The sequence below is a fragment of the Shewanella sp. NFH-SH190041 genome (genome assembly GCF_024363255.1).
Classification (GTDB): Bacteria; Pseudomonadota; Gammaproteobacteria; order Enterobacterales; family Shewanellaceae; genus Shewanella.
In genome coordinates this window covers 2,433,040-2,453,011 of the sequence record NZ_AP026070.1, presented here as the reverse complement: position 1 = coordinate 2,453,011, position 19,972 = coordinate 2,433,040, and the positions used below count along the sequence as shown (strand labels likewise).

The following is a 19,972-nucleotide window of genomic DNA, read 5'->3' as shown; positions in this document are numbered from 1 at the left end:
GTATGAAGACGTTACCGATATTGTCTGCCGCGGTATTGCTTGGATTGGCCTCTGGGGCAGCCACAGCGAAAGTATCGCAGGCTGAGGCGGCTAAATTAGGCCAGACTCTGACGCCAATTGGCGCTGAAATGGCGGGAAATCAGGATGGCAGTATCCCCGCTTGGGATGGGGGCATTAGCAAGCCGATTGCCGGCTATCAGAAAGGTGACCACCATGCGGATCCTTTCCCTAATGATAAAATCCTCTATACCGTAACCAATGCCAATAAGGCGAAATATAAAAACATTCTGACGCCCGGTGAGATTGCGCTTTTAGAGCTATATCCTGATACCTTCAAAATGAATGTTTATCAAACTCGACGAACCGCTGCGTTTCCACAATATGTTTATGATGCGACCAAGGCAAACGCATTGAATGCTGAATTGGTCTCTGATGGCAATGGTTTAAAAGGTGCTGCCATTGGTGTGCCATTTCCAATCCCTGCCAATGGGCTTGAAGCTATTTGGAATCACATTTTGCGTTTCCGCGGTGTTGATGCGGAAACTGAGCGAAACCAAGCAGCACCGACTAAATCAGGTAGCTATACCTTAGTGGAGTTATCTGAGCAGTTAAGATTTGAGTATTCCCGCCCAGAAGCCACGCCTCAGGAATTGGCTGATAATAATACTCTATTTTATTTTAAGCAGGTAGTCTCCCAACCCGCACGTTTGGCAGGCACTGCGTTGCTGGTGAAAGAAACCATGGATCAAGAGGCTTTGCCGCGTCAAGCTTGGACCTATAACACAGGTCAACGCCGGGTGCGTAAAGCGCCGAATGTTGCCTTTGATACACCAGGAACCGTGTCTGATGGGCTCAGAACCACAGATGATTACGATATGTTTAACGGCTCGCCATCCCGTTATAACTGGGAGTTAGTGGGGAAAAAGGAAATTTTAATTCCTTATAACGACTATCGGCTTCATTCAGATAAGATCACTTATGATGACATTTTGAAAGCGGGGCATATTAATCCTGATTTAGTACGTTGGGAAAAACACCGAGTGTGGGTAGTGAAAGCCACCTTGAAAGAAGGCATGCGGCACATATACCAAACCCGGGTATTCTATCTGGATGAAGATTCTTGGCAGGTCTCTGCGGAAGATATGTATGACAATCGTGGCGAGTTGTATCGTGTCGCGTTTGCCCATGGGTTGAATTATTACGAAGTGCCAACACACTGGAGTACGCTCGAGGTCTTCCACGATTTGCAGTCAAGGCGCTATCTGGCAATTGGTCTGGATAATGAAGGCCAAATGTATGACTTCGATGCCAATTTGAAGGAGTCTCAGTTTACCCCGGCTGCGCTGCGCCGCTCCGGTATCCGATAATCCCATCTCTGCGGGGTACAGGGTATTGTGCCCCGTTCAAATAAGGAAGTTTGTATGTGGTTTTGCATGCTTCGACGCTTAAAATGGACAGTTTCTGCTGCATTTCTGTTTTCTTTGTCTTCCTCCCCACTTTTTGCTGAGCAAGTTTCTGCAACGCATGGGCAAATTCAACCTTTGGCAACATCTTCACTGTTATTGGATATAGCGCCAGTAGGTGATGCTTTGGTAGCCGTAGGCGAGCGAGGACACATTTTATTGCAACAGCCTCAAGGGTGGCAGCAAGTTAAAACTCCGGTGGGCAGTTTATTGACCAAAGTTTTTTTCCTCAATGATCGTCTCGGCTGGGCGGTGGGTCATGATGCAACGATATTGCATAGCACTAATGGTGGATTGAGTTGGCAGGTACAGATGCAATCTCGGGCGATGGAAAAACCATTTTTAGATGTTTATTTTTTCAATCGCAATGAAGGGATTGCGGTCGGGGCCTATGGCTTGTTTTACCGCACACTCGATGGCGGAACGACTTGGCAAGAGGAGTTTCATGATGAGCTGTTATTTCCTGAGGACGTTGATTATCTCAATGACTTAAAGCTGAGCGATATGGCGATGTATCAGTCGGAACGCGCTTTTTTATTACCGCATTTTAACCGTATTTTGCCATTGTCAGATGGTCGGTTATTGCTGGTGGGCGAGTTGGGACTTGTGGCTGTTTCTGATGATAAAGGCAAGCAATTTACTGCGTTAGATTTGGGCTACGATGGCTCCATGTTTAATGCCCTAGAAACGTCGGATGCGGTATATGTGATGGGCTTACGCGGGCATGTATTTAAAGCTGATAAGGCGCTTAAGAGCTGGCAACAGGTTCCGTTGCCTGTGACTGCCACAATTAATGCGGCGCTGCTGGATAACAAGGGGAGTTTCTGGCTGGTGGGCAACAGTGGCTTGGTCATCAAATTAGCGAACGATGGTGAGGTGTTGTCCCTTAACAAACATCAGGGAGAGAGCCTTGCCGCGATTGCTCGTAGTGCCGAAGGGCAGGTATGGCTAGCGGGTACTGCGGGGCTCATGCTCCTACCGGTCAGTGAGTAATCGCCGGTAATTTGGTTTTGTCCTGAAAACAATAACAATAGGGCCTGAGGTATGTTAGATAAACTGGTCAATGGTTTTGAGTCTTTTTTATTTCGTCACCGTGCTTGGGTGATTACGTCGTTTGCACTGCTGACCGTGCTGCTGGGTTATCAGGCCAGTCAACTGCGAATGGATGCGGCGTTTGTCAAAAATATTCCCCTCAAGCATGAATATATGCAGACCTATCTTAAACACCAACAGCAGTTTGGTGGTGCTAATAGCATTATGGTCGCGGTGGAGGATACCAGCGGCAATATTTTTAACCCGGCGTTTTTTGATACTCTGCGGCAAGTTCATGATCAGCTGTTTTTTATTCCGGGAGTAGATAGGTCACTGGTTAAATCTGTCTTTTCACCATCCACTCGTTTTACTGAAGTTGTTGAAGATGGTTTCGCTGGTGGCCCTGTTATCCCTGCTGATTTCAACAATACTCCTCAAGGTCTTCAAATTGTCCGGGGAAATATTGAAAAAGCCGGGATTGTCGGTCGCCAAATTGCAGAAGATTACAGTGCGGCTATGGTGACAGCCCAGTTAATGGACTTTGATCCACAAACAGGAAAGCCGCTTGATACCATTGCCTTTGCTCGGCAATTAGAACAGGAACTGCGGCAAAAGTTTGAACATGGCCAAATTAAAATCCACATTATTGGCTTTGCCAAAATGGCTGGCGATGTGGCAGATGGTGCTCAAGGGGTTGTGCTGTTTTTCTTAGTCGCGATTTTGATCACTGCGGTGATGGTCTACTTCTTTTCCCATTCGTTGATGCTAACCCTATTACCGCTGGTATGTAGTTTGGTCGCGGTGATTTGGCAGTTGGGACTATTGACCGTGGTGGGGCTTGGGTTAGATCCCATGTCGATTTTGGTACCATTTTTAGTCTTTGCCATTGGGGTCAGTCACGGCGTGCAGATGATTAATGCTGTTCGCAGACGAGTGCTGGCAGGGCAGCAGACTAAAGCCGCTGCAGCTGCGGCTTTCAGAGCATTACTAGTACCAGGAGGGGTGGCGTTACTGTCAGATACTGTTGGGTTTTTGACCTTGTTGGCAATTGATATAGGCATTATTCGAGAGCTGGCGATTTCAGCTTCATTGGGTGTTGCTGTGATCATTTTGACCAACTTAATTCTGCTGCCGTTGGTGCTTTCTTATACTCGCTTAGACAATCAATCTTTGGCTCAATCCGGACGTCAACAAGACAGGGCTGAAGGGATTTGGCGCGCACTGTCTCGTTTTGCATCGATAAAGGTGGCGGTTCCAGTATTGCTGTTTACCGCGGTGCTCTACGGTATTGGCTGGTATCAGGCTGACCGTATGCAGATTGGTGATTTACATGCAGGTGCTCCGGCGCTGCATCAAGACAGCCGATATAATCAGGATACGTTTTTTATTACCGATCATTTTTCCATTACTACCGATGTAATGACTGTAATCGTAGAGGCGTTCCCTGAGGCTTGTACTTACCATGATGTATTAAGTCAAATTGATGAGTTTGAATGGCTGGCGGCTAACACCCCCGGCGTGGTGTCTTCAGCGAGTTTGGCTTCAGTGGCCAAAAAAGTGAATGCCGGATTTAATGAAGGCAATCCGAAATGGCAGTTACTGCCGCGCACGACCGCCAGTTTAGTGCAAGCTATCGGTCGGGTGCCGACTTCATCAGGTTTGTTAAATTCAGACTGCTCTGTGATGCCGATTTATCTGTTTTTGCAGGATCATAAGGCGGGCACAATTAACACGGTTGTGGATAAGGTGAAGATGCTTGCGGCAGAGATGAATAGCTCACAACTGACTTTTCGCCTAGCGTCTGGCCCGGTTGGGGTGATGGCTGCGACAAATGAAGCCGTGGAAGCGGCTCAGTTGCCGATGATGTTATATGTCTATGGAGCGGTATTTGGCCTTTGTTTGCTAAGTTTCCGCTCTTTAAAAGCCACTATTGCTGTAATTTTGCCGCTGTATGTGGTGTCGACACTGGCGCAGGCTTTAATGACTCATTTGCACATTGGCCTTGCGGTGAGCACTTTACCTGTGATTGCACTTGGGGTAGGCATTGGGGTTGATTATGGAATTTATATCCTTTCGACTATGTCAGCCAAGCTCAATGATGGTATGGCGGTACAACAAGCATATTTTGAAGCCTTAATGGAGCGGGGCAGTGCGGTGATCTTTACTGGTTTAACCTTGGCTATAGGGGTCAGTACCTGGTTTTTCTCAGCGTTAAAATTCCAGATGGATATGGGCATTTTGCTTACCTTTATGTTCCTAGTGAATATGCTCGGAGCCATCATTATTCTGCCCGCGCTTTCGGCCATACTCTGGCGCAACTCTGGTCAAAAGGGATAACCCATTAAGTCATTTAGTTGTATTTGAAGGGAGCGAACTTGCTCCCTTTTATTTTTGACTTAAACGAAATAGCCTATTGGATCAGATAGGGGATTCAAAAGGAGTACTTCACCGCTTGCTTGTTTGGAAAACGCCCATATTTGATGCTGAATACTTTGTGCTTAGCTGCTAAGAAAAGTTTATTTTAGTTGGTTGGGACTGCCGGTGTGTATTTAGTGAGAGCGTGGGTCGTAAATGTAGGTAATTTGTAAAGATATCTGTCCATTAGTGCAGGTTATTAGAAAACTTACTCCGGTTAATCAATAGATTAACAGAGGATGTACCACTAAAATTTTGCTCGAACTGGGTGATGTTTAGTAATACACTCTTCACACAGTGCCGGCCTGTGTGATATTGGCGCCGGAGATGATACGGAGTTTCTAAAAATAAAAAGCGCTGCCATAGACGCTTAAGGAAACAGCAACATGGCTCTGAAAGATGCAATACCCTCAGTTTTACTGGAAAATGTCGTTAGTCTCATTCACACCCATATTCCCAAGTCCTTAGCCCCCCATGTGGAATCCTTTGCCCATGGCCTATACGGTAATATGGCAAAAGATGATCTTTATGCTCGCACTGACAGTGATTTATACGGTGCGGCTCTGAGTTTATGGAATGCCCTTAATGTGACAGCCTCGGGCGAGGTGCATTTGCGGGTATTGAACCCAAGTCAGGCCAAAGATGGCTGGCAGTCTACCCATTCAATTATTGAAATTATCCATCCCGACATGCCATTTTTAGTGGATTCTGTTGGTATGGCGCTGAATCGGTTGGGGATAACAGCGCATATGGTATTGCATAAGCCATTTGCCATTGGCCGGGATACATGTCGGGTATCTGCGCTGTGGCCAGTTAACGAAGCGCCACTTGATGCAGAAAAAGTGGCGGTATTTGCCATTGAAATTGACCGGCAGAGTAGTCGCGAAGAGATCCGCGCTTTAGAGCAGGAAATCCAGTCTGTATTGGCCGATGTCGCCGCCGCGGTGAATGATTGGCAAGCGATGTCGGATACTTTACAAAATACGATAGATGAGTTGCCCTCCAGACCGTATCCCGGCGATATGCAGGAATTTGAAGAGTCTGTTAATTTCTTGTCCTACCTCAAAAACCATCACTTTACTTTGCTTGGCTACCGTCGATACGATCTGAAAAAAGTGCAAGGTGATATGGAGCTGGTGCCAGATCTGTCATCTGGATTGGGATTGATGAATAAGCCCAATGCCAAACCCGGGCAAGGACTGCTGATGTCTAGCTTGTCGGCTACGGCGCGGCGTGAGGCGATGGACAGCAGTTTATTACTTTTGACTAAAAGTCGGGCGAAAAGCCGGGTGCATCGGCCTGCGTATGTAGATTACATTGGCATTAAACGGTTCGATACTAAAGGCAATGTGATTGGCGAAGACAGATTTTTAGGTCTGTATGCCTCTAATTTGTATAACAGTAGCCCCCGGGAAATTCCGCTATTGGCACAGAAGGTTCACCGAGTGATGGTTCGCTCCGGATTAGCGCCCAAGTCCCATGACTATAAAGCACTGATGAACATCCTAGAGAATTTACCCCGGGATGAACTGATCCAGGCCAATGTGGATGAGTTGTATGAACTGGCCCGTGGGGTGCTGCAGATGCAGGACAGGGACAAACTGAAATTGTTTGTCCGTCGGGATGGATTTGGGCGTTTTCTTTCCTGCATGGTGTATGTCTCTAAGGATAGATATAACACCAAGTTGCGACAGGACACCCAGGCGATTTTAGCCAAGCATTTTAACAGTGAGTATGAGGTGGAGTTTACCACCTATTTTTCCGAGTCAACGTTGGCGCGGACTCACTATATCGTCAATGTTGAAAACAATAATATGGATGTGGATGTGGCAGCAATTGAGCGGGATTTAATCGAAGCAGCGCGCTCTTGGGACGATAAGCTCTATTCGGCGGTAAATACCGCCTTGGGCGATGATTTAGGTAATCGGCTGGGGAAAAAATATGCCAATGCTTTTCCCCGCAGTTATAAAGAAGATGTATTTCCAAGCTCTGCGGTAGTGGATATGCAACAGCTCGATGCGTTGGATGACAGCCATCAATTGGGCATGTTGTTTTACCAGCCGCAGGAAACGGCCCTGACCGACAATAAAGTCCGTCTTAAGCTGTTTCATAAAGATGAGCCAATCCATCTGTCTGATGTGTTACCCATGCTGGAAAATTTTGGCCTCAGGGTAATTAACGAACGCCCTTATGAGGTGATTACTGCTGCGGGAGAGACCTACTGGATCCTCGATTTTCTTATGACAGTACAGGGCGGTAAAACAGATAATCTGGCCGACAGTCAGGACAGATTCCAGCAGGCCCTGGCTGATGTGTGGAACCGCAGGTTAGAGGATGATGGTTTCAACCGTATCGTCCTAGCCAGTGGGCTCACGGGGCGGGAGGTCTCGGTTATTCGCGCTTATGCTAAATATATGCGTCAGATTGATGCCACGTTTAGTCAGGCTTATATCGAAGAAACCTTCAGTCGTTACCCGCAAATTGCCGATTTGCTGGTGAAAATGTTTATCCGTAAATTTAATCCACGCTTGCGCACTCGGACATTAGATAAATTGTTGGAGCAGGTAAATCGTCGGCTTGATGATGTGGAGAGTCTAGATGACGACAGAATTATTCGCCGTTATCTGGATCTTATCCATGCCACGTTGCGAACCAATTTTTATCAACAAAGTGGGAATGGGACAGATAAAGATTACATCTCATTTAAATTTGCCCCTGAGCAGATCCCTGAAATGCCCCGCCCCTTACCCAAGTTTGAAATTTTTGTTTACTCTCCGCGAGTAGAAGGGGTGCATCTGCGTGGCGGTAAAGTTGCCCGTGGCGGCTTGCGTTGGTCTGATCGTCGGGAAGATTTTCGTACCGAAGTGCTGGGGCTGGTGAAGGCGCAGCAGGTGAAAAATACTGTGATTGTTCCTGTTGGTGCAAAAGGCGGCTTTGTGTGTAAACAGTTGCCGACAGACGGCGGCAGAGAGGCCTTTTTTGCGGAGGGACAAGCTTGTTATCAGCTCTTTATTCGCGGCTTATTGGACATCAGTGACAATATCATTAACGGTGACGTTGTGCCCCCGGCGGATGTTGTTCGCCATGATGAGGATGATCCTTATTTGGTGGTTGCGGCGGATAAGGGCACCGCGACATTCTCAGATATTGCTAACGCCATTGCCATTGAATATGGTTTTTGGCTTGGGGATGCATTTGCATCGGGCGGCAGTAATGGCTATGACCACAAGAAGATGGGGATTACTGCCAAAGGTGCATGGGAGTCAGTCAAGCGGCATTTCCGCGAGATGGCCATTGACTGTCAGACCACACCATTTACTTGCGTCGGTATTGGCGATATGGCCGGTGATGTATTTGGTAACGGTATGCTGTTGTCCCGCTATACCTGTTTAGTGGGGGCATTTAACCATCTGCACATTTTTATTGACCCGACACCGGATCCACAAACCAGTTATGCAGAGCGTCAGCGGCTATTTGCGCTGCCACGTTCCAGCTGGGAGGATTATGACAAGTCATTGATTTCAGAAGGTGGTGGGATTTTCTCCCGTCAGGCGAAATCCATTGCGCTGACACCGCAAATGCAAGCCTTGCTGCTTACTGAGCGACAATCAATGACACCAACAGAATTAATTCAGGCGCTGCTAAAAGCTCAGGTCGATTTAATCTGGAATGGGGGGATTGGCACTTATATCAAATCCCGAGCAGAGTCCCATGCTGAAGTGGGTGACAGAGCTAATGATGCTCTGAGAATTAATGGCGATGAAGTGCAGGCTAAAATTGTTGGCGAAGGCGGTAACCTTGGGTGTACCCAGTTGGGGCGGATTGAATATGCTCAACATGGCGGGCGGATCAATACTGACTTTGTCGATAATGTCGGCGGGGTAGATTGTTCTGATAATGAGGTCAATATCAAAATCTTACTAAATGCGCTGGTGGATGATGGTGAAATGACCATGAAACAGCGCAATCGTCTGCTGGAAGAGATGACAGATGAAGTCAGTCGGATTGTCTTGCAGGATTGTAATGATCAAACTCGTACCATTTCTGTCACCCAGGTGTATGGTGCGGATCAGTTGAAAGAGCAAATCCGTTTTATCCATTATCTGGAAAAAGAGGGGAAACTCGATCGAGAATTAGAGTTTTTACCCTGTGAAGATGAGCTGGCAGAGCGTTTAGCCGCCGGTAAGCCTTTGACGCGACCAGAGCTGTCGGTGTTGGTGGCTTATGCCAAAATGGTGCTTAAAGAGCAACTGTTAACCAGCGAGATTACTGATGATGCTTGGTTAAGTCAGCTGTTGATTGCCTACTTCCCCGCGCAGTTGCAGCAGCAATATGCCGAACGTATGGTTAACCACCCGTTGCGGGGCGAAATTATTGCGACATCTTTGGCGAATGAGTTGGTCAATGATATGGGGCTCAATTTTGTGCAACGAATGCAAGATGAGACCGGTGCCTCAGTTGCGGAAGCGGCTATCTGTTACACTGTGGCTCGCGAAGTCTTTGGATTGACTGAATTAACTCGTGCTATCACTGAGCTTAACGGGCATGTTTCAGCTCAAGTTCAAGGGGAAATGCTGCATCAGTTACGGCGTAATCTGCGTCGGGCATGTCGCTGGTTCTTGCGGCATCGAAACCGTGCCTTGGACATTGCACAGACGGTTGCTTTTTACCGGCCTGTGTTTGATGAACTGAAAGCTAATATTTATCACTTTATGGTTGAAAGTGAAGTGACAGAATTGCAAGCGGAAGCTAAGCACCTGATGGCCGAGGGGGTACCTGAATCAATAGCCGCTGTGGTGGCTAATATGAGCAGTCTGTTCTCAACCATGGATATCGCTCAGATTGCCGAGCAGGAACAGCAGTCTATCGCCTTGGTAGCAGAAACCTACTTTAAGTTAGGTGCTCAGGTCGAGCTGCATTGGTTCTTGGATCAAATTAGTGCTCAACCAGTGACCAATCACTGGCAGGCACTTGCTAGAGCCGCATTCAGGGAAGAGTTGGACTGGCAACAGCGGTCGCTGACCTCTGTGGTACTGGGAACCTGCAGTAGCAGCTGTGATGCCGATAGTATTATCCAGCAATGGATAGACAGCAATCAGCTGCTATTGGAACGCTGGTTCCATATGTTGGCCGATTTCAAAACTTCGCAGAGCCACGAATTTGCTAAGTTCTCTGTCGCCTTACGTGAACTTAATCTGCTGATCCTTCACTGTGAAGGGCAAAAGTAGCCAATAACAATATCAATCGAAAAGCCCTGGCGATAGCCGGGGCTTTTTTAGGTCTAGGAGAAAACATGTTTTACAAAATCGCGCAGAAAGTGATGTTCCAGATGGATCCTGAGCTGGCCCATAACGTGGCAATGTCCGGCTTAAAGGCAACTGGTAATTCAGCGTTAAATTGTTTTTACCGTCAACATATCAAACCTGCCCCGGTGCAGATGATGGGCATTACCTTCCCCAACCCAGTAGGCTTAGCGGCCGGGATGGATAAAGATGGTGAAGCCATCGATGCTTTCCATGCCATGGGATTTGGCCATATTGAGGTGGGAACGGTTACACCTCGACCACAACCGGGCAATGATCTGCCCCGTTTGTTCCGCATTAAGCCGGCCAAGGCGATCATTAACCGCATGGGATTTAATAATAAAGGCGTTGTTCATCTGGTTGCTAACCTTAAAGCAGCTAAAAGCGATATCTTGGTTGGGGTGAATATTGGTAAAAACCGTGATACACCGGTTGAGCAGGGTAAGGATGATTACCTGATTTGTATGGAAAAGGTGTATCAGCATTGCGCCTATATTGCCGTGAATATCTCATCGCCAAATACCCCGGGCTTACGTACGCTGCAATACGGTGAATTGCTTGATGAATTGCTCAGTGCGTTAAAAGCGAAGCAAACAGAACTGGCGGAAAAATATGGCAAATATGTGCCTATTGCCTTGAAAATTGCACCTGATCTGTCTAACGATGAAATTGAAAAAATTGCTAATTCATTGATTGCCAATGAATTTGATGGTGCTATTGCGACGAATACCACTTTAACTCGAGATGGTGTTAGTGGCTTAATGAATGCCAATGAGACTGGTGGTTTGAGTGGTAAACCGCTTAATGAATTGTCAACCAAGGTGATTAAGCAATTAGCTCATTGTTTAAAAGGTAAAATTCCGATTATTGGAGTGGGTGGCATTAATTCAGCAGCGGATGCGCTTGATAAACGTGATGCTGGTGCACAGATGGTGCAGATTTATTCTGGGTTTATTTATCAAGGTCCCCAACTGATCAAAGAAATTTCTGATGCGTGGCGAGTTAAATAATATTTAGGCAGTATTTGAATAAAATATAAACCGCGATCTAACGCGATCATCTAAGATCGAAGTGGATCGCGGTAACTTATTGTTAAATTGAGTTTAATTATAAAAAATCCTTTTGATATTGAATATTTTTTCAACTATTATTTGAGCGTATAATTGGATTACAGGTAGACGTTATGCTATTGATGCCACAGCAGGATTGGCAGTGGAGATATAACGAAACGTATCAAACCTTAAGCGTCTCGTTAGGTTCGGAAATGGAGTTTCTGACACCCTATCATGAGAAACTGTTAATCCCAGATGCAAAAACCTCGATGGAATTCAATATGGAGCATGCTAGATTTTATATTTGCATGCTTGAACGTTTGCGACTCAGTCTAACATTAACCGATGCTGAACTGGTTCAAATTGTATTAAATGCTACTGCGGCTCATTTTATGTTACAGCCGCAGATGCCGAAGTCGTGGTTTTTTGATGTTTGTGATATCTGTGTCTACTGTGATGTGGGAAAGGTATTTGAGTTAAGGGCGGGCCAACAGCGAGTGTTAGTGCTGGTGGTCGAAAATGGTTTGCAAGCGGCGCAGGTGATACTGCTGAGTGATGAGTGCCATTTGTCTGAAACAAAAGTACTGCGTAAATTTGATTCGATTAAAGTGATGCATAATCGATTGATGCCTGCAAGGGAACATCGGCAGGTTATTGCTGCATAGTATCATGCCTGTTCTAAGGCAGTTCATTTTGTAACTGCCTTATTTATCTTTCTTTCTGAATTAATTACTTTTTATTACCGCTGTTGTGGTAAGGCGAGTTGATTAATTTTTAATACTTATGATGATAGATTCTTTATTTGTCATTCACCTCAGTTTAATTTCTGCTTTAATTTTTCCTGGTTTTTCTGCGATAATCGTCAAGATGATATAAATAATTTTTTGGGATATTTTCCGTGTCGGTATTTGGCCCTTCCTCCTCTTTTGCTGATTTTGTTTACCGGCATTTCCGAATTATTCATGCCCTTAAATTGGGTTTTGCGCTGTTTATTGCCGCCTTTATTAATGTCGTATTTGCCTTGCCGCATTTTGTCTGGAGTATGGTGACAATTGTCATCATTATGATGAGCTTACCCCAATTTGGCGGTGCATTAGAAAAATCACTACAACGCGCAATTGGGACTTGCCTGGGCTCTGCTTATGGGGTGTTTTTAATCGCCTGTTTTCACAGCTATTGGGTGGTTATGGCGTTATTGATCCTTGCCGTCAGTTTGGTGTGTTTTATTTCTAAAGGGCGCTATAGCTACGCTTACTTAGTGGGTGGCTTTACCATTATTATTGTTATTGGTGATGCTAACCATGATATTTCTGAGGCCATGTGGCGTACCGCTAATATTCTGCTTGGTTGTCTTATTGCTGTAACGGTATCGCTGTTTGTTTTGCCGATTAAGGCGAAGCAGGACTGGCGTAATCAACTGCATAAATCCTTGATGACACTGTCAACTGCATTGGGAAAGCAACTACATGCTGGCGCATTTCGTAATGATGATCTCCGGGCTGAAATTGAAACAGGGATGAAGGCAGTATTGGCGCAGAAAAAGCTGTTTTTCTCTCTGGAGTGGGAAAGCCAGACATTGAAAAAGCATAAGCAGCTATTGGAAAACCTTGCACAGGAGCAGGTGCGGATGTTGACCTTAATGGAGATCCTGTCTCAAACCCGTTGGCGGGATGATGAATATCCTTCTTATGCAAAAATAAACCAGCTTGCCTGTGTGTTACAAAAATCCTTATTGGAATTGGCACAGTTTATTAATGGTGAGACCGAAATTTTTCCTGAATTGCCGGATCAAATGGGCTTAAATTTGCATCAACAGCTGATGTCATCTCTTGATGATAATGAACGGCACCACTTTTCTTTGACTGGTTATACCTGGCTGTTGTACCAATTTGCCAAAGCGCTTGAAAGTGTTTATTCAGAAGTTTACCTCATCGCAGAGGCTTACCGGGCGGAAGAATCACGCTGATAAGCGTTTGCTCCGTTTGCGCTGTAGTGAGAGTTTTGCTTTTTTGCGAGATAAAGTCAGTACCTCTTAGCAAACTGTTCAATGCGCTTAGGCGAACCATTTAGTCACGTTGGTAGCATATTGTTAGTACATTATTAGACTATGAGGTATTACAACTCGGTTTCTACACCCTCTGCTTTGTATCAAGCCTTATAGATAGGTGCAAAAATTCGCTTAAAACGTTAACAACGACTAATTTCAAGATAAAAAAACCGGCCTTGGGCCGGTTTTTTTATTAGTACAGCTTGCTTGGTTTATAGCAGGCCTTTAGCCCGTAGCAGGGGCTCGATACCGGCCTCTTGGCCACGGAACTGCTTATACAGGGCCATGGGGTCATGGCTACCGCCTTGTGATAATACATTACTACGGAAGGCGTCTGCTGTTGCCTTATCAAAGATGCCTTTTTCTTTAAATGCCTCATAAGCATCGGCGCCAAGAATTTCAGACCAGATATAGCTGTAGTATCCGGCTGAATAGCCGCCGGAGAAAATGTGGGCAAAATAGGTACTGCGATAGCGTGGTGCGATCTCATCGATGAGCCCCATATTAGCCACCGATTCAGCCTCAAACTTAGCTGCATCTCTAACCTGAGTGTCTGTCAAGGTGTGCCAGTCAAGATCCAGTTTAGTTGCCGCCAGATATTCGACTGTTGCAAAACCTTGGTTGAATTTGCTAGCAGCCTGGATCTTTTGTACCAGCGCTTGTGGGATCACTTTGTTGGTTTCATGGTGACGGGCAAATTGGGCCAATACTTCTGGCTCTGTCATCCAGTTTTCCATTACTTGGGATGGAAATTCTACATAATCCCGTGGCACGGAAGTGCCTGACTGGGAACGGTAAGTAACATCCGACAACATGCCATGTAGTGCGTGGCCAAATTCATGGAACAAAGTACTGGCTTCATCAAAGGTCAGTAGTGTCGGCTCTCCGGCTGGCGCTCGGGTGTAGTTGAGCACATTGACTACAATCGGCAGTGTGTGTTGACCATTTTGTTTGAATTGAGCGCGGTAATCATTCATCCAAGCCCCACCACGTTTGCTGTCACGGACAAAATAATCACCTAGGAAAACTGCCATCAGCTCGCCATCTTTGTCGTACACTTCCCAGGTTCTGACATCAGGGTGATACTTGGGCAGATCGTTACGCTCTTTTACCGTGATACCAAATAGCTTGTTCGCGGTATGGAAAACCCCATCTATGGTGTTTTCCAGCGAGAAATAGGGGCGGGTATCTTGTTCATTAAAGTCATATTTGGCTACGCGAATTTTATCGGCATAATACCACCAGTCCCACGCTGCCAGTTTGAAATCACCGCCTTCAGCATCAATGAGATTTTGCATTTCGGTCACTTCCGCCCGGGCTTGATCCAGCGCCGCGGGCCATACTTTATTCAGCAGGGTGTAAACATTCTCAGGTGTTTTGGCGGTGCGCTCTTCTAAGACAAAATGTGCATGGGTAGGATACCCCATCAAGGCGGCTCGTTCGGCACGTAGTGCCGCCATTTTAGCTAAAATCTGTTTGTTATCATTAGCGTTATTATTATTGCCGCGCTCAATATAGCCATTGAACAATTGCTCCCGCAGTGCCCGGTTATCTGCATAGGTTAAAAATGGCGTAATAGAGGGTCTATGCGTGGTAAAGACCCATTTACCATTATGGCCACGTTTATTTGCGGTGATAGCTGCTTGATCGATCACATCTTGGGGCAGGCCGGCCAGATCAGCTTTATTATCAATCACTAGATCAAAGGCATTGGTTTCTGCTAGGAGGTTATCACCAAATTCGAGACTGAGTTTGCCGATTTTTTCGTTTAACTGCCGTAGCTTATCTTTATCCGCTTCATTGAGATTAGCGCCGCCCCGGGTGAAGGATTTGTATGTGTCTTCCAGCAATTTAGCCTGTGCTGTTGTCAGATTTAGGCTGCTTTTCTGCTGATAGACAGTATTTACGCGCTGAAACAGTTGCTCATTAAGCATGATGTCATCACGGGCGGCAGATAGCATAGGGGAGATCTGTTTAGAAATGGCCTGTAATTCATCATTGGTATCGGCACTGGTCAGGTTATAAAACACACTGGCGACTTTCCCCAATAACTGGCCTGAGTATTCCAGTGCTTCAATAGTATTGGCAAAATCCGCAGCTGTGGGGTTGGCAATAATGGCCTTGATTTCAGCCCGCTGATCAGCAATTCCTTGCTTGAATGCCGGTAGATAATGTTCAGGGGTAATCGCGGCAAAGTCAGGGATGCCATGTGGTGTAGGGTAATCACGGAAAAAAGGATTATCAGCAGCGATTTGACTGGCCGCAGCAGTTTGATTGCTGATTGGCGCTTGTGGGGCTGTGGCATCGCTGCAGGCTGCCAGGGTCATAGTCAGTCCCATGGCACAGACCAGCGGTTTGAGGGTTAATCCCTTCATAGTGGTGTCCTTTAATTAATGATTATTGTTATTGGCCGGAACATCGTGTTCGGGTCCTATTGTGCTTGACTTTGTGATATCGGTTTTATTAGTAACCTGCCGATATGCAAGGGTATTTAATGGTTACATTGAAGTTGCTTATTTATCACATAATGGTAGGAAAATGCCAGCCTGAATTGTTAATGACAGTGTCTATTGCGGATGTGATCGGATTATCGTTATGGTCAAGGGCTATTTGCTGCTTATATGGCAATGAGGTCCCACTCTAAGGTGGTAATGGCGGCATACATACCATCAGTAATAGCGTTGTTTTTGATAATCGCGTCAATGTGGGTAATAACATTTGTTCATTAAATATTGTTCGGTGAATGTGATGATCTGTTAATTGGTTAATAGGCCACTATTGGTTGTCGTGGCCTATTGGATAACATTAGTTTAGTACCCGGCGGTGGCTGAACCTGAACGTCGAGGGTCTGATGCGCCATATAGTCCGCTGGGCGTTATCATGATGCTCTGGGTCGAGCCCATAGCATTTTTGATTACGACTTTGTGGCCTTTTTGCTGCAGTAGTTTGATAGTGTCAGGGTTGAGGCTTCGCTCCACTCGCAGCTCGTCCGGTAGCCATTGGTGATGAACCCGAGGAGCTTGAGTTGCTTCGGCGATATTGAGCCCATAATCTATGGTATTAAGCAAAATTTGCAGTGTGGTGGTGATAATACGGGACCCACCCGGACTACCGGTCACTAGCCAAGGTTGGTTGTCTTTTAAGACTATGGTGGGGCTCATTGAGCTCAGAGGACGTTTATTTCCCGCTACCGCATTAGCTTCTCCGCCGATCAGGCCAAAACCGTTAGGAACGCCGGGCTTGGCTGAAAAATCATCCATTTCATTATTCAATAAAATACCACTGCCAGCGGCAACTAGCCCTGAACCATAACTGTAATTGAGGGTGTAGGTATTAGCGACAGCATTCCCCCATTTATCTACCACGGAGTAATGGGTAGTTTGTGGGCTTTCTTGCAGTAATTTGCCCGGCGTGATTTGACGACTATCTTTTGTCCGCTTGGCATCAATTTGTCCACTCAGCGCTAAGCCATAAGCCTTGTCAGTTAATTTGGCTGTTGGCACTGGGTAAAAATCCGGATCGCCCAGATAGCGGCTGCGATCGGCATAAGCCAGTTTCATCGCTTCAGTTTGTAAATGAATACTGTCAGCACTGTTATGTCCAAGCTGGGTTAAGGGGAAATGTTCCAGAATATTAAGCATCTGGATGATATGCACGCCACCTGAGGAGGGCGGTGGCATAGAAATCACTTTGTGTCCTCGGTAACTGCCGCTGATAGGTTGACGTTCAACTGCGCGGTAATTTTGCAAATCAGCATGGGTCATAATGCCGCCGGCCTGATTGACAGCGCGGACGATATCTTGGGCGGTTTTGCCTTGATAAAAGCCTTTATTGCCCTGTGTGGCAATGCGTTTAAGGGCCGCGGCCAGTTCAGGCTGACGCAAAATATCCCCGGGCTGATAATGGCTACCATTAGGGTGGTAAAAGACCGCCTTTGTGCTTGGCCACTGACTTAATCTAGGCTGAAGGGCTGCCAGTGATGCGGCCAGATCCGGTGTGACAGTGATGCCTTGTTCAGCCAACTTGATGGCAGGTGCTAACACTTGTGCTAGTGTCATGGTGCCATATTTTTCTAATGCTAATGTAAAACCTGCCACTGTGCCGGGCACACCAACGGCTAAGCCATGGTAGGTTGAACGTTCTGGAATGACATTACCTTGGGGATCAAGAAAAATATCAGCCTTAGCTGAAGCCGGCGCGGTCTCTCTATAGTCGATGGCTGTACTGAGTTGCTGCTGAGGCAGATGGAGTAGCATAAAGCCACCGCCACCAATATTACCGGCACGGGGGAGCGTGACGGCGAGGGCAAAACCAGTAGCGACTGCAGCATCAATGGCATTCCCGCCCTGTTTGAGAATATCTACTCCCACAGCGGTAGCAACGGCTTCTTGACTTGCCACCATGCCATTTGCTGCCCATATCGGTTGAGCCGTGGCTTGGTGGCTGAAAATAGCCTGTTTGGCGACGATTGGTGAGGTTGTTTTATTGGTCAGTTCGGATGCAGAAGAGGCCGACACGGATAACAGTGGCAATACCAAGGCCGACAAAGGTAGTAATCGTTTGATTGGGGACATGTTCAATCCTTAAACACACCAAGAGCAGATAGCCAATGTGCAGTGCGGCGGTTAAAAATGCAAGTCTGCTAGCGTGACATATATGCTATTGCTCGTGGTGGAAAAAGCTTTGAACCTAGCCTCTTGGGATGGGGTTGTTATATCAAATTTGTTGGTAATCTATCTTTGTTTACCGACGAAGAAATTGGCAAAAGCACTGTGGAGAGGGCTCATATCTTTTCATCAATCAAGTGCTAACCAAAGGCCTACTAGAATCATTAAGCTGCCTGCAATACGGTTGAGCCAACGGATATTATCTCCTTGGGATAAGAATAGTCGCAGGCTTTTTCCGCCGGAGGCGTAGACTAGCATAGAGCCAAATTCAGTTAGCAGGATAATCGCTACAAGGGCTGATAGTTGTGGTGCCAGTGCGCGGTCTATGCTGATAAAAGGTGGTAGCAGCGAAATCATAAATGCCCAGCCTTTGGGGTTGGCAATGGCAGTGAAAAAACCTTGGGAAATTAATGATAGCCGGCTAATTTGGGTCGGTACATTGTCCAGTGATGCTATTTTTCCTTGGGTGCGCCACATATTGACGCCGATATAGATAAGGTAAGCACCGCCCAACCATTTCATCAACTCAAATATGCCCGGGTATTTCAGCATAAGCGCTGCGACACCGATAACTGCGGAGACGGCAACAACAGCGACTCCGACTAATTCTCCTAACATCATCCATAAGGTGCGCCGCACACCAATACTCATACCGAGGGTCATGGCTAGGGTCATACACATTCCTGGTGTAATAGCGACAAAAAAGAAGGTAGGAATAAATGCAGCAAGAAGGGCAGAATCTGGCATAAAGTGTTTTGTGGTTAGGTAGATAATTTATCGCGGCAGTGTAGTGGATAGCCTGGCAGAAGAAAACCGGCTTAAGCGTCTTCTAAGCCGGTTTATTTGGCTGATTTATCGCAATGTGATCTGTTTAGCAGCTTGATATTGACCTGTCTGCCTATGCAGGTATTTTACTGAGATATGGCCTTAGAGTACTCCACGGCGCATTTGATCCCGTTCAATAGATTCAAACAGGGCCTGAAAGTTACCTTCACCAAAGCCGAGGTTATTTTTCCGTTGAATAATTTCAATAAAAATAGGACCAAACAGATTTTGCGTAAAAATCTGCAGCAGATAACCGGATTCATCACCATCGACCAAAATTTGATGTTGTTTAATACGGTCTCTGTCTTCCGTGACCTGGGGAACTTTATTGAAGATGGTGTCATAGTATTCAGGAATAATATCTAGCGTACGGATCCCTGTATCGACCATGGCATCGAGGGATGCGACAATATCCCGGCTGCGAAATGCCAGATGTTGTACTCCAGGGCCATTGTATTCTTTGAGGTATTCATCAATCTGGTTTTTGTCATCACCCTTGCCCTCGTTGATGGGAATACAAAAGGTTCCGCAGGGAGAGCGCAGTGCGTATGAGAGTAGAGCCGTCTGTACTCCGCTGATATCAAAATAACGCACTTCGGTGAAACCGAAAATATCCTGATAAAACTTGGCCCAGTGTTCCATGGTGCCTTTATGCACATTATTGGTCAGGTGATCCACTGCCATAAATCCTTTTTCCTGAGTGAGCACCGGGGCTGCCAATTCTTCAAAATCGGTATGGTAAATATTATTGTCGGCACCGAACCGGTCAATAAAATAAATTAGGCTATCACCAATCCCATAAATTGCGGGGTAGGGAAGATCTCGGTCGCAATTATCGGCCGCTTTGGCACCCCTGGCCAGCGCGGTGCGGTAAGCGGCATGGGCATCTTCAACCCGCCACCCCATAGAACAGATAGCTGGCCCATGGCGGCGGGAAAATTCAGCAGAAAACCCCTGACGCTGCCGGTTTAATAAAAAATGAATATCATTTTGCTGATAGTGATAAATTGCTTTACCGATGACTTTTTCCCGCATGGAGAAACCGAAGTCAATAAAGGTTTGGTGCATAAAGTCAGTATCTGGTGAGGCAAATTCAGTAAATTCAATGCCAAGCAGACCTAATGGGTTTTGTTCGTTTGCCATCTTGCTATCCTCATTTGGGGCGGAA

General features: G+C 46.3%; 11 protein-coding genes. 7 read left to right on the top strand and 4 right to left on the bottom strand.

All coding sequences use genetic code 11. The features are described 5' to 3' along the window. The first annotated feature begins 2 nt into the window (after positions 1 to 2). The 7 genes from NFHSH190041_RS10920 (at position 3) to NFHSH190041_RS10890 (ending at position 13,231) form a co-directional block, all read left to right on the top strand. A complete protein-coding gene (locus NFHSH190041_RS10920; protein ID WP_261921882.1) occupies positions 3 to 1,367 on the top strand; it encodes a DUF1329 domain-containing protein in 1,365 nt (454 codons plus the stop codon). A 54-nt stretch (positions 1,368 to 1,421) separates the two neighbouring features. Further along, positions 1,422 to 2,456 carry a WD40/YVTN/BNR-like repeat-containing protein gene (locus NFHSH190041_RS10915; RefSeq protein ID WP_261921881.1) on the top strand — a complete coding sequence of 345 codons (1,035 nt, stop codon included), beginning with the start codon at positions 1,422 to 1,424 and terminating at the stop codon, positions 2,454 to 2,456. A gap of 51 nt (positions 2,457 to 2,507) precedes the next feature. After that, positions 2,508 to 4,832, top strand: a complete 2,325-nt coding sequence (locus NFHSH190041_RS10910; RefSeq protein ID WP_261921880.1) for an efflux RND transporter permease subunit — start codon at positions 2,508 to 2,510, stop codon at positions 4,830 to 4,832. 464 nt (positions 4,833 to 5,296) lie between these two features. Beyond that, positions 5,297 to 10,138 (top strand): NAD-glutamate dehydrogenase, encoded by a 4,842-nt coding sequence (locus NFHSH190041_RS10905; protein WP_261921879.1) that lies wholly within the window; start codon positions 5,297 to 5,299, stop codon positions 10,136 to 10,138. 65 nt (positions 10,139 to 10,203) lie between these two features. After that, positions 10,204 to 11,223: a quinone-dependent dihydroorotate dehydrogenase gene (gene pyrD, locus NFHSH190041_RS10900; protein WP_261921878.1), complete on the top strand. Its 1,020-nt coding sequence runs from the start codon at positions 10,204 to 10,206 to the stop codon at positions 11,221 to 11,223. A gap of 173 nt (positions 11,224 to 11,396) precedes the next feature. Continuing rightward, positions 11,397 to 11,930 carry a cell division protein ZapC gene (locus tag NFHSH190041_RS10895; RefSeq protein ID WP_261921877.1) on the top strand — a complete coding sequence of 178 codons (534 nt, stop codon included), beginning with the start codon at positions 11,397 to 11,399 and terminating at the stop codon, positions 11,928 to 11,930. 233 nt (positions 11,931 to 12,163) lie between these two features. Then, positions 12,164 to 13,231 carry an FUSC family protein gene (locus tag NFHSH190041_RS10890; RefSeq protein ID WP_261921876.1) on the top strand — a complete coding sequence of 356 codons (1,068 nt, stop codon included), beginning with the start codon at positions 12,164 to 12,166 and terminating at the stop codon, positions 13,229 to 13,231. A 293-nt stretch (positions 13,232 to 13,524) separates the two neighbouring features. Here NFHSH190041_RS10890 and NFHSH190041_RS10885 read toward each other — a convergent pair whose 3' ends face one another. The 4 genes from NFHSH190041_RS10885 to hppD form a co-directional block, all read right to left on the bottom strand. Beyond that, a complete protein-coding gene (locus tag NFHSH190041_RS10885; protein ID WP_261921875.1) occupies positions 13,525 to 15,687 on the bottom strand; it encodes a M3 family metallopeptidase in 2,163 nt (720 codons plus the stop codon). A 435-nt stretch (positions 15,688 to 16,122) separates the two neighbouring features. After that, positions 16,123 to 17,886: a gamma-glutamyltransferase gene (ggt, locus tag NFHSH190041_RS10880; RefSeq protein WP_261921874.1), complete on the bottom strand. Its 1,764-nt coding sequence runs from the start codon at positions 17,884 to 17,886 to the stop codon at positions 16,123 to 16,125. Between the two features lie 222 nt (positions 17,887 to 18,108). Further along, complete coding sequence (locus tag NFHSH190041_RS10875) at positions 18,109 to 18,726, bottom strand: LysE family translocator (RefSeq protein WP_261921873.1); 618 nt, start codon at positions 18,724 to 18,726, stop codon at positions 18,109 to 18,111. 180 nt (positions 18,727 to 18,906) lie between these two features. Beyond that, positions 18,907 to 19,947, bottom strand: a complete 1,041-nt coding sequence (hppD, locus tag NFHSH190041_RS10870; RefSeq protein ID WP_261921872.1) for a 4-hydroxyphenylpyruvate dioxygenase — start codon at positions 19,945 to 19,947, stop codon at positions 18,907 to 18,909. Between the last annotated feature and the right edge of the window lie 25 nt (positions 19,948 to 19,972).

What these genes read in the sequence shown, in the direction of transcription:
- NFHSH190041_RS10920 (WP_261921882.1), top strand. Translation starts at nt 3, where the DNA reads ATGAAGACGTTACCGATATTGTCTGCCGCGGTATTGCTTGGATTGGCC.
- NFHSH190041_RS10905 (WP_261921879.1), top strand. Translation starts at nt 5,297, where the DNA reads ATGGCTCTGAAAGATGCAATACCCTCAGTTTTACTGGAAAATGTCGTT.
- NFHSH190041_RS10875 (WP_261921873.1), bottom strand. Translation starts at nt 18,726, where the DNA reads ATGCCAGATTCTGCCCTTCTTGCTGCATTTATTCCTACCTTCTTTTTT.
- NFHSH190041_RS10885 (WP_261921875.1), bottom strand. Translation starts at nt 15,687, where the DNA reads ATGAAGGGATTAACCCTCAAACCGCTGGTCTGTGCCATGGGACTGACT.
- NFHSH190041_RS10910 (WP_261921880.1), top strand. Translation starts at nt 2,508, where the DNA reads ATGTTAGATAAACTGGTCAATGGTTTTGAGTCTTTTTTATTTCGTCAC.
- NFHSH190041_RS10915 (WP_261921881.1), top strand. Translation starts at nt 1,422, where the DNA reads ATGTGGTTTTGCATGCTTCGACGCTTAAAATGGACAGTTTCTGCTGCA.
- pyrD (WP_261921878.1), top strand. Translation starts at nt 10,204, where the DNA reads ATGTTTTACAAAATCGCGCAGAAAGTGATGTTCCAGATGGATCCTGAG.
- hppD (WP_261921872.1), bottom strand. Translation starts at nt 19,947, where the DNA reads ATGGCAAACGAACAAAACCCATTAGGTCTGCTTGGCATTGAATTTACT.
- NFHSH190041_RS10895 (WP_261921877.1), top strand. Translation starts at nt 11,397, where the DNA reads ATGCTATTGATGCCACAGCAGGATTGGCAGTGGAGATATAACGAAACG.
- ggt (WP_261921874.1), bottom strand. Translation starts at nt 17,886, where the DNA reads ATGTCCCCAATCAAACGATTACTACCTTTGTCGGCCTTGGTATTGCCA.